General features: G+C 61.8%; 11 protein-coding genes. 4 read left to right on the forward strand and 7 right to left on the reverse strand.

Annotation, left to right across the window (positions count from 1 at the left end):
• Positions 1–107: 107 nt before the first annotated feature.
• The 7 genes from VSR68_RS38600 to VSR68_RS38630 all read right to left on the reverse strand — a co-directional run bounded on the left by VSR68_RS38600 (position 108) and on the right by VSR68_RS38630 (position 6,501).
• Positions 108–698, reverse strand: coding sequence for a hypothetical protein (locus tag VSR68_RS38600; protein WP_342944770.1), 591 nt, complete (start codon positions 696–698; stop codon positions 108–110).
• Between the two features lie 198 nt (positions 699–896).
• The gene (locus VSR68_RS38605) at positions 897–2,339 is read right to left on the reverse strand and encodes an MFS transporter (RefSeq protein ID WP_342944771.1); all 1,443 of its coding nucleotides are present in this window, start codon (positions 2,337–2,339) and stop codon (positions 897–899) included.
• A 225-nt stretch (positions 2,340–2,564) separates the two neighbouring features.
• Positions 2,565–3,074, reverse strand: coding sequence for a YbhB/YbcL family Raf kinase inhibitor-like protein (locus VSR68_RS38610; RefSeq protein ID WP_342944772.1), 510 nt, complete (start codon positions 3,072–3,074; stop codon positions 2,565–2,567).
• 264 nt (positions 3,075–3,338) lie between these two features.
• Positions 3,339–3,785 (reverse strand): very short patch repair endonuclease, encoded by a 447-nt coding sequence (locus VSR68_RS38615; protein WP_342944773.1) that lies wholly within the window; start codon positions 3,783–3,785, stop codon positions 3,339–3,341.
• Positions 3,785–5,083: a DNA (cytosine-5-)-methyltransferase gene (gene dcm, locus VSR68_RS38620; protein ID WP_342944774.1), complete on the reverse strand. Its 1,299-nt coding sequence runs from the start codon at positions 5,081–5,083 to the stop codon at positions 3,785–3,787. The genes VSR68_RS38615 and dcm overlap by 1 nt, the downstream gene beginning before the upstream one ends.
• A gap of 310 nt (positions 5,084–5,393) precedes the next feature.
• Positions 5,394–5,717, reverse strand: coding sequence for a hypothetical protein (locus tag VSR68_RS38625; protein WP_342944775.1), 324 nt, complete (start codon positions 5,715–5,717; stop codon positions 5,394–5,396).
• Between the two features lie 493 nt (positions 5,718–6,210).
• Positions 6,211–6,501 carry a hypothetical protein gene (locus VSR68_RS38630; protein WP_342944776.1) on the reverse strand — a complete coding sequence of 97 codons (291 nt, stop codon included), beginning with the start codon at positions 6,499–6,501 and terminating at the stop codon, positions 6,211–6,213.
• A gap of 836 nt (positions 6,502–7,337) precedes the next feature.
• Between VSR68_RS38630 and VSR68_RS38635 the strand changes: the two genes are divergently transcribed.
• The 4 genes from VSR68_RS38635 to VSR68_RS38650 all read left to right on the forward strand — a co-directional run bounded on the left by VSR68_RS38635 (position 7,338) and on the right by VSR68_RS38650 (position 10,666).
• On the forward strand, positions 7,338–8,243 hold the full coding sequence (locus tag VSR68_RS38635) for a hypothetical protein (protein ID WP_342944777.1): 906 nt from the start codon (positions 7,338–7,340) through the stop codon (positions 8,241–8,243).
• 334 nt (positions 8,244–8,577) lie between these two features.
• The gene (locus tag VSR68_RS38640) at positions 8,578–8,916 is read left to right on the forward strand and encodes a hypothetical protein (protein ID WP_342944778.1); all 339 of its coding nucleotides are present in this window, start codon (positions 8,578–8,580) and stop codon (positions 8,914–8,916) included.
• Between the two features lie 41 nt (positions 8,917–8,957).
• Positions 8,958–9,878, forward strand: a complete 921-nt coding sequence (locus VSR68_RS38645) for a hypothetical protein (RefSeq protein WP_342944779.1) — start codon at positions 8,958–8,960, stop codon at positions 9,876–9,878.
• A 200-nt stretch (positions 9,879–10,078) separates the two neighbouring features.
• Positions 10,079–10,666 carry a recombinase family protein gene (locus VSR68_RS38650; protein WP_342944780.1) on the forward strand — a complete coding sequence of 196 codons (588 nt, stop codon included), beginning with the start codon at positions 10,079–10,081 and terminating at the stop codon, positions 10,664–10,666.
• Positions 10,667–10,922: the final 256 nt, after the last annotated feature.

A 10,922-nucleotide genomic window follows, 5' to 3' on the forward strand; every position in this document is an offset into this window, starting at 1 on the left:
AGACGTGTGGTACGTGCGAAACGCGGCGCGCCATGCGCGCCTGCAACACGCGCACGCGGAAGCGGCAGCCCATATCGGCTGCCGTTTTCTTTTCCAGCCAGCCGGGCTCAGGCCTGCTGCTGATTGAGGTCGGTGAGCGGCACGGGCGTCTGGCGCGGATCGAAATCCGCCCATTTGCCGCGCTGCCAGCGGCCCGTCGCACGCTCGATGTCCGCGCCGCCTGTTTCACGCAGGATGCGCGCGGCCTCCATCTGATTCTCCGGGCACACGTGCACGGCGACGAGCACACCCGAATTGCGCAGCTCGTGATGCACGACGTCGTGATGCTCGTGCGGACCGCTGCGCGCGTGCACCATCCTGCCGACGAGCGCGCCCAGATACGCACCCGTACCCGCCGCGATCACGACGACAGGCATCGACGCCGCGAACGCCGTGAACACCGCGACGCCGATCACGGCGCCCGCGACCGCGCCGATCGTCACCGCGTGGTGATGGCGATGCAGCGTCGGCGACGGCGCGCTCGAAATCGTGGGCGGTGCGCCCGCGTGTTCGTCGAGCGGATGGCGCGCGTGCTGGCCGCGCGGATTGACGAAGAACAGCGTGACGTCTTCCCCGAGGAAGCCGTTGTCGAAGAGCTTCTGTGCTGCGTCTTCGGCGGCGGGGAACGTGGTGAAACGTCCAGCGACGATGAGTGACATGGCGCCCCCTATCGTTCAAAGGCCAAAGCGAAAGCTCCGCCCGCCGTCGCGACGGACGGCGGCGGGTCATAACCTTCGACTACAAGAATAGGCGCAAAGTGCGGTGACGGAAGGCGCTCGCGCGTAAACGGCGGGATGAAGCGGGGCGGCGGAAGAAAGGGCGCAATCCGAAAGAGCGCGATGACTCACACCCCGAAACTATCCCGCTGGCGTCGCCGTGCCCTGCTGCGTCACGCGCATCGTGCTGACGACGGACGCCACCGCCGAAAAGCCCGCCGCCAGGTAGAGCGAGATCACGGGGCCATGCTCCGGCGAGACGCCGAACACGAGTGCGACGAGCGCCGAGCCGAGCGTTTGCCCCGTCAGCCGCGCCGTGCCGAGCATGCCGCTCGCGCCGCCGCTGCGATGGCGCGGCGCGGCTGACAGCATCGTCCGGTTGTTGGGCGACTGGAAGAGGCCGAAGCCCGCGCCGCACAGCGCCATGCGCCACACGATATCGCCGGCTGTCGGGTGCGCGCCGAGCGTCGCGAGGAGCACAAGGCCGACGGCGAGCGTCGCGAGCCCGGCGCCGCCCAGCCAGCCCGCCGAAATCCGGTCCGACAGCACGCCCGACAGCGGCGCGGCAGCGACGATCACGAGCGGCCACGGCGTCATCAGCAAGCCGGTTTCCACTTGCGACATGCCGAGATGGTTCTGCAGCAGGAAGGGCAGCGACACGAACGCCAGCATCTGCGCGCAGAACGAGCACACCGACGTGCAGACCGACAGCCCGAAGATCGGAATCTTCAGCAGATCGACGGGCAGAAGCGGCGCGGGCTGCGTCAGTTGGCGCCGCACGAAGAAGTAGCCGATCACGACCGCCGCGATCAGCTCGACGGCGACGAAACCATACCGTTCGCCGTGTCCGAGCCCGTCGACGGCGAAGATCAGCAGGCCGAACACGAACGCGTTCATGATCGCGCTCGGATAGTCATACGGCGACGGATGGCGTTCGTTGCGCGGCAGCGCGCGCAGGCCCATTGCGATCGCCGCAATGCCGATCGGCACGTTGATCGCGAACAGCCACGGCCAGGGCGCGACCGACAGCACGCCCGACGCCACGGTCGGCCCGACGGCCGACGAGATCGCCACGACCATCGCGTTGATCGCGATGCCGCGCCCAAGACGCGCGGGCGGATAGATCATCCGCACGAGCGCCGTGTTCACGCTCATGATGCCCGCCGCGCCGAAGCCCTGGATCACGCGGGCGAGTGCGAGCATCGGCAGAGAGCCGGACAGCGCGCAGCCGAGCGATGCAACCGTGAACAGCATCATCCCGCTCAGATAGACGCGCCGGTAGCCGATCCGATCGCCGAGCGACGACAGCGGCAGCAGCGAGATCGTCACCGACAACTGGTATGCGTTGACGATCCAGATCGAACTCGCGGCGCTCGCATGCAGATTGCGCGCGATGGTCGGCAGCGCGACGTTGGCGATCGCGCTGTCCAGCACGGCAAGCGTGATGCCGAGCGCGACGACGAGAATCGCCCAGTAGCGTTGCGGCAGCGGCAAGCCGAGTTCGGCGTCCGGCGCGGACGACGTGGCGGCAGAGACGGGCGCGCCAGAAGCGTTGTGGTTGTCCCTCGAAGAAGATGCTTGCATTGTGTTGTTGTGATGGACGGCGGCGCGGCCGGGCATGGCCGCCTGCATGGCCGCCGGTAGAGTCCAGGTTACGGTTCCTGTCGTCGACAGGACGATGCGCGACCGCGCCGGCCCTGCATGAAGCTCGCGTTGCGCGCGGCTTTCACGCCGGATCATGCGGGCCGCGCGGTGAAAGCGCGGGCGAGGCAAAGCGCGGCGACGCCTTTGTCTTGCACGCGCGCAACGTCACTTCAGTTCGTACAGACCGGTGTACGTCGCCGAATCGATTTCGTTGAGGTGAGTCATGAAGCGCGCAACCGCATTCGTCGTATCGGCGGAAAGGGGCAGGTTCGCCACTTTCAGCGCGTGAACGCGGTAGATGTAGCGATGCGGCTTGTCGCCGCGCGGCGGCGCAGCGCCGCCGAAACCGACCGAGCCGTAATCGTTGTGGAACTGCAGCGCGCCTTGCGGCAGCAGGCTGCCGTCGGCCTTGCCGGCGTTGCGCGGCAGCGAGCGCGTATCGGCGGGAATGTTGACGACGACCCAGTGCCAGAAGCCGCTGCCCGTGGGCGCGTCGGGATCGTAGACGGTGAGCGCGAAGCTCTGGGTGTCGGCGGGCGGCGACTCCCATTGCAACGCCGGAGAGACGTTCTCGCCGTCGCCGTCGACGCCGAACGACTTGTCGTTCATCTCCTGCGCTTTCGGCATGAAGCCGTTGGTGGGAAAGTCGTCCGACCAGATTCGGAAATCAGCCATCGTGTGCCTCCTTCAGGGGTGGTTCCAGGATTGGACGGAAGCCGCTGAGAGACCGCTGGAGAGCGTTCAGCGGGCCAATCGAGTGTAGCACCGGCGCCTTGCAACGTTCGCCGACGAGGGCAGCGGGTGGTGTCGCTGGCGATGCGGCAAATCGCACGGCAAATGGCGCGGCAAGCGGTGCAGAGCGGTGCAACAAGCGGCACAGCAAGCGGCACAGCAAGCGGCACAACAAGCGGCGCAACAAGCGGCGCAACAAGCGGTGCGTCAGGCGCGTTCCTCGTGCAGCGGCGCGTCGCCATGCAGCCAGTCGATCAGGCGTTGCAGAACACCGTCGATATCCCGGTTCGCTCCGCGCAAGGCGCATTCCCACACCGTCGCGACGCGCCAGCCGCCATCGAGCAGCGCGGCTTGGGCCTTCGCATCGTTGGCGCGATTGCGGCCGATTTTTTCGCGCCAGAAGTCCGGGCGCGTCTGCGGCCATTTGAAGAGATGACAATCGTGACCGTGCCAGAAGCAGCCATGCACGAAGATGACGGCGCGGTAGCGCGGCAGCACGATGTCGGGGCGGCCGGGAAGATCTCGCGCGTCGAGCCGGAAGCGGAAGCCGCGCCGATGCAGCAGGCTGCGGATCAGGATCTCGGGCTTCGTGTTGCGTCCGCGAATGCCGGACATCATCCGGCTGCGCGTGGCGGCGTCGACGATGTCGATCATCAGGCCGCCAGCTCCACCGCGCCATCGGCGTGCGCCGCGCGCGTGAGCGCCAGCACGTGCGGCAGCATGATGCGCGAGACTTCGCGCATCACGGGCACGACGACGCTGTTGCCGAACTGGCGATACGCCTGCGTGTCGCTGACGGGAATGCGGTATGTGTCGGGAAAGCCCATCAGGCGCGCACATTCGCGCGGCGTCAGACGGCGCGGGCGCTGCCGCTCGCCCTGATAGACGAGAATCTCCGAGCCGTCCTTGTGATACCGCGCCGACAGCGTGCGCGTTACGCTTTGCGGATACGCCATCCCGTAGCCGAAGCCGTTGCCCGCCGCGCGATGCTTGTCGGCGTAGCTCTTCAGGTAGCTCCAGAGCTTGGGCGTCAGCGTGTATTTCGGCTGAACGTGGCGGGCGGCGTGGTCGAAGAAACGCTCGCCATCCCACGGCAGGACGGGCTCGGTGCCGTCCGTCCTGTGCAGGATCGACGCGAGACGCGGCCCTTCTTCGGGCAGCCGCAGATCATCCCACGTGAACGATGTCTTGCCGCGAAAGCCGACGATGATGATCCGCTCGCGATGCTGCGGCGTGAAATGCGCGCCGTCGATCACGCGGTAGTGAACTTCGTAGCCAAGCTCGTCGCGCAACGTTTGCAGGATCACGTCGAATGTGCGGCCCTTGTCGTGCGACAACAGGTTCTTCACGTTTTCCAAAAGAAACGCAGCCGGCCGGCGCGCGGCGATGATGCGCGCGACGTCGAAAAAAAGCGTGCCCTGTGTTGCGCACTCGAAGCCGTGCGGGCGGCCGAGCGCGTTCTTCTTGCTGACGCCCGCGATCGAGAACGGCTGGCACGGAAAGCCGCCGAGCAGGATGTCGTGTGCGGGGACGTCTTCGGCGGGAAAGGTGACGATGTCGCCGATCAGCGTGTGTTGCGCGGCGTCTTCCCGTTGCGCGGGCTCGTCGCGGAAATTCTCGCGATACGTCTTCTGCGAGAAATCGTTCCACTCGCTCGTGAACACGCACTGCGCGCCGTGCGTCTCGAAGCCCATGCGGATTCCGCCGATGCCCGCGAACAGATCGATGAAGCGCAGGCACGAATGATCGCCCGTTGACGGTGAGGTGCGTTGCCCAGCCGTGGAATACAGCAGCGCGCGCAGCGACGGTTCGAGCATGGCGGGGCAAGGCGTTTCGCCTTTCTCCCAGCGGCGCACCGTCTTGATGTCCTTGCCGACATGCGCGGCGATTTCTTTTTGTGTGAAGCGGGTGCGCGCCTGCTTCAGCAGGTCAAGCGGCGAAGCCTGGGTCACTGGAGTCCTTGCTGGGTATTTTTGCGGACATTATGGCCTATGAATGTCCCCAATTTGCGGTCGTTGCGCGGTCGGCGGAGAAAATACCCAGCTTGAATGAACTGACGGCGTCGATGCTGCCGGCAGGGGACAGCCCCGGCGGCGCGCCAGCTCGCGCTGTCGCCGTGCCGCCGGGTGTTCGCGCTGCCGCGAGCAGCGTCGTGGATGGACGCGCGTCGCGCGTCAACCAACGTCAAATGCGCGAGGCGCGTTGACCCTGCGGCTGGGCGGCCAGCCGCTTGTGGTCACACTCGTCGTCGCACTCGCGCGCTCAGCGGCGGCGGCGCACGCGATGGCGGTTCGCGTCGCGCGAGGCCGCGGGCTGCGCGGCGGCCGCCGGCAGCGGCGCCAGTTCCTTCGCGCAGAGGTCGTCGAGTTGCAGCAGCAAGTCGTCGATTGCGCAAAGTTGCGAGTTGGTCAGATGCTCGGCTTCGAGCAGCTCGAAGAGCCGCTTTCGCCAGTAGGCGGCTGGGAAAATTGCCCCACCCAGGTCGCCGTGCATTGAAGGCCGCATGACGCGGGCAATGTGCGCGATGTCCTGATCGATCAGAGTCGATTTGAACGATCCCGCCGATGAAGTGAGGAAGTTGTCCATGCCCCGCACTACGGCAGGGGCCGGGAAAACTTTAGAGCTCTGTGGAAATATTTTTTTCGTTCCGGCCGGCGCGCCGATGTGGACGGCGTTCGCCTGCGTTGACCGGTCAACTCATGTCAGCGCCAGCGCAAGGCTGCACGTGAGCACGACGATCATCAGGCCGGCGGCGACGGCGAGGTTGTACGGGTAGGGCATCTCTTCAACCTGACGTATCGGAGGAGTGACGCAATGATATGAGGACGCCGCCCGCGCGTCCTCAGACAAATAGCGGGTTAGGTTGGAGAGCGCACACTGGCCGGCGGCGCGCACGATTCGGGGAGGGGCAAACAGGCGGGCGTCGGACTCAGGATGGCGTGGATGACTATTTCACGTCGCCTCGCGCCGGGGATGGCCAAGGTTAACCGCGTCGCGGTCGCGGTTGGTTCGCTGCGTTATGGGGCTGATGCCAGCGCGTCTTGGCGGCGCACTGGGCAGCGCGCCGCTCGGCGATGCGTCAGGCGGGCTTGTCGGGATTGGCCGGATTCGTCGGACTGGCGGGCGGCTGGGCAGCAGCACCTTCGAGGAATCGCCGTGTCGCTTCGAACGATTGCAGCATCTGCTCCGGCCACGGCGTTTGCAGCATTACCGCCTGATGATTCTCGAACGCCGAGTTCAGCAGCTTCGACAGTTCGGGCGAACTCAGATGGCGCAGCAGCACGCTGACGGCGATCGCCGTCGCCTGGCTTGCGCCCGCCGTTTGCAGTTCGGAAGCGGTGAGGGCGGCGATTTGCTTGTTGATGTCCATGGAAAGTGTCCTTCGTAGTCTTGGCGCGTTGCGCAAAGTGCGTGATTTTGTCACGGACGGTCGGTACCGACCGGACGCGGCAGTCCGCGAAGCCGCCGCACGATCCGCGCCACGCCTTCCTCTGCAGCGCCCCATCCCTTTTTGCTATCAAAAAGGGAATGGTGTTTTGGCAAATCCGGTGATTCTCTCTGCGCCGCGAGCCGGTAGACTCAAGCTAGATATTTCGCTTTGGAAGCCAATCATGCTCGTTACCTTCTTTGTGCTCTGGCCGTTGGCGGCTGCATCGCTGTTCGCGCTCGCCCGATTCTTCGATCGCCGGGACCAGCAGCAGCTGGCGACGGTTCGAATCTCGCGGCGACGCTAGACGACGCATTGCTGTCCAAGTTTCGGCGTCCGATGCGACGCCGGCGTTGCAGCCAACAAAAAACCCGCACAGCGTGAGCCGTTGCGGGTTTTTTATTGGGGCGCCTTCCGTCACCGAACTGGTGTCTGGTCCCCCCGACAGGCAAAAAGGAATCGAATCCAGACCGGCCCTGAAGCGCGAGACCCAAGTCTAGCAAGGCTCTGTGGGGAGTGGCAAGCGCCCCTGCGCGGCCCTGTGGTACAGCATGCGGGCGAGTTGTGGTACAGCCAGCGCCGCCCCGCGCCCCTACAGGAGGTTGTCTCTTCCGGTGAACCGTATCCCATTTCCTAAGACTGCGTCGCTTCGACGGCAAGTGATCTATCATTACTTCGTTTCATCACAACAATGGCGTGAGTAAGACCCACGACGGCGTTCACTTGCTTTGGATGCTTGCCACGCACCCGATGAGCGTGTCTTGTTAGCCCAATCCTCTATGATTAATTTCATCGCCAAACGAGTATGGCCCGCGATCGTAGTCATTTCGACTATAGGCGGCGCTATCGCGTTCTTTCAGTGGACAATGGAGAGAGATGAGTATGCCCTTGAGGTGAGGGTTTTGAGTGGCGAACTTCAATTCACCCCCAATGGAAAAAAAGCGAATCCGGCTTACTTGCTGAAGGTCTTGATTAAAAATTCAGGTCGCCGAGGATTACCTCGAGATTACATTTACAAGCCAGTAACAATTCTGCTCGAAGGGCCAGGTTCGGTAGTGGATGTCAGCTCGTCTGATCCCAATACGAGGCACGACCAACACTCAGTGTCATTCCTGTGGGATTTGCTCAACCCAAACGACACGATAAATACCTCAGTATTCTATACGGCCCCCGATAAAATTAAGGTTTCCGGCCTGATCAGGGATGTCGAGAAAATTAACTGTATAAATGAAGTCGAAAATCCCTCTGCAAAAGTCAGAATTCTATCAATTGGTCTTGTCTGGCTTCTGCTGTTGATTTATTCAATGCTGGCGACGATTGACGCCACATTTCTTGTGCGTCACGATGTTAAGCTCCAGAGGGTTTTTAATATGACGCGCGAGCTTGATTCAACTGGGCCGATAAATAAGGATGAGTTTGTCTCTAGACTTGGAAAACTGTACGAGGATTACTACAATTCAGTGCCGGTTTTATTTGTAAAGCCAAAGAATTTCGTTAGCCAGGTTTCAGACGCATGGGACTCTTCCGTTAATGAAGGCGGGGATTATCGCAAGACAGTCAAGGATAGAATTATCAGTGACGCGAGATATGCAAATCTTTACAGCATTCGACCTTCAAATATAGTCGTCGGACCGCTATTGTTCGGATTTTGCTTTATAAGACTCGTTATTGCATTAATCGCATAGTCGCGTTACATCCACGGAACTTCACAGACTGGGCGCGGCCGCTACCGGGCGGTGACCCTTCTGGAAAAATATACCCCCGCATTCTGCGGAGACTCCCCGGGGGCTATAGGGGGTACCTTTGTCCAATGGGTCTTGAGATTTTCTGGCGACTTCCCTCACGCACAAGGCTCAACAACAACGAACAACCGAGAGCCTTTAGCGGTCTTTTTGAAGAGCCTCGGAAAGGCGCATAGGGGGTACCTGATTCCACGCGGCCCGAGATAAACTCTGACGAAACGCGCGAGGATCGACACGTGCCGCCAAGAATCACAACAAGGACCGGGAAACAAGAAACATGAAAGCAAGGGGATTGTTCGTTTCGCTTATCGTGTGCCTGTCTTGGACAGCTATCGAGGTAGATGCCGTAACGCTTCGTGGTGATCGTAGCTGCGGGCAATGGACGGAGGCGCACCAGTCTCCCGACACTTCCGTCGGTAGCATTGCGACAGAGGGCTGGGTTATCGGCTATCTGTCCGCTGTTGCAACTGAGAGGCGCAAAGATTTCATTGTGGGCACCGACAACGAGTCGATTTTCCTGTGGGTCACCAACTACTGCCGCGCCAATCCGCTTGACTACGTCGACGACGCGAGCAATCGACTCGCAGCAGAACTGATAAGACGCAAAGGCTTGTGAGGGAACACGCCAGTGCATAAGAACATCCGTGCCGGGGAACGATGCTAGAAACTCTCAAAGCGACGCTGATGCAGCAGTGGGTAACCATCGCGCGGTGGGTGGCCATTATTGTGTTTGTCTGGCTGTTGCTCGATGTGCTTCGCGATTACTTGAAGGGTGGGGTAGAAAGAAGGATTGTATCGGCGAGATGGCGCACGTTGACGCGCAAGGGGTTCAGGATCGCCCCAGATCCGAAGGAGGGCAGACGGCGACGCAGACTGCTTGACCGGCTTTCGAGGCATCCGGCGATTCTGGTAATCCTAGGTTTTCTGTTGACGGGGGGGTTGGGTACCTGGGTAACCCATCTGTTGGATCAGCAGCAACGGGAACGCGAGGCTATTGTAAAAAGCATGGACGACCTTCGGGCATCTATGGACGACCTGAGCGCCGCATTCAGCGACTATTTCTATCGGTCAATTGCCTTGATTAACTTACGGGAGTCGGGGGCGACGCAATCCCAGCTTTCCCCGCTGCTGGCAGAGTATGAAGCAGCGCACTACAAATGGGAGCAGCGCCTCACTGTAGATGGGCCGAATATCCAGGAGCGCTACCCCGCATCTGAGAACGACGTTTCTGCAGCGGTGATTATTGGGAGCTTGAAGGCAGCGTCCGGCTTCGTAGATGACTGCATCCAGCGCGGCACGCTCCGCGAACGCAAACCGACGGTGCGCGGCAGGGTTAACAAGGTTGTCTGCACGGACACATCCGCTTTAGCGGAAATCACAGCGGATGACCGCCTCGTGGCGACGGGCGTGTGTGTAAATTTGTTCATGATGATGATGCGCCCCGATCCGAAAAACGACTTTGCAGTCACACGCATCAGCGACATCGTGCGCGAGTCCACCGCGAAACAAGTTCGAGACTACTGCGATGTTCGAAGATTATTGGGTGTCGTAGACGCGGCTGGCCATGAGCGCCGCTGAGACCTGGGGCCGAGACGGAGACCACGGTTTCCGTTGTCACTCAACCCTGCCTCTATACCTGTCGCGACCTGTCACAAGTAGTAAGTCGTGACAGTCCCTGTGGAACCCATGCAGCACTCCTGTCAAAAGTCCTATTGACTGATTATGATAGTACAGTCATAATCCAATTCAACTTATGACAGTATCTGACGGGGGAACACATGGCACGCATCGCTTACTACCGCGTCTCGACTCGAGACCAATCTATCGAATCGCAACGCGCCGCCATGGGCGGAAACTTCGACAAGGAGTTTAGCGACAACGGCGTGAGCGGGACCGTGGTCGCCATGGAGCGTCCGGGGTTCAAAGCCTGTGCCGACTACCTCCGCGAAGGCGACACCCTCCAAGTGTTCGCGGTCGACCGCTTGGGCCGCGACAGCATCGACGTACAGACCACGGTTCGCGACCTGCGAGCCAAGGGCGTGATCGTCGACGTCCACGGGTTGGGTCCGATTGTCGGCGACGCTGGCGAACTGATCCTCGCCTTGCTGGCCCAGGTAGCGCAGATGGAGCGTAACCGTATCGTCGCCCGTACTGATGCCGGTCGCGAGCTTGCCAAGCAAACCCTTGCGACCACCGGGAAGACCCACAGGGGCAAGGCCAGCTTGGGTCGACCGGTCCAGCATGATGCAGCCGCCATTGCCGCGTGGTCCTGGGAGAACGGCAGCATCACCAAGGCTGCAGAACACTTCGGGGTCAGCGAGGCGACCGTTAGCAGGGCACGCCGAGCTTTCCCGAAGAGCGCATGAGCGGGGCAGAGCAGACCGAAGACATGGTGTATGTGATTGACGCGACTAGCGGCCCTTCGGGGCCGTTTTGCATTGGTGGTAATAGTTGTTGTGTTCTTATAACACTGCTTTTAAACCGTCGGACGGGATTTGGGCGGCGACAATTATCGTGGCCGGTCGTTGACGTTTGTTTTGGCCGGTGGTGAGGAGTCGCAGGCGGCGTAGCCGCCGGAGACGACGAACCACCGGCGGCGCCGCGTCGGCGGGGCAATAGGAT

The organism is Paraburkholderia phymatum, from assembly GCF_038900715.1.
Classification (GTDB): domain Bacteria; phylum Pseudomonadota; class Gammaproteobacteria; order Burkholderiales; family Burkholderiaceae; genus Paraburkholderia; species Paraburkholderia phymatum_A.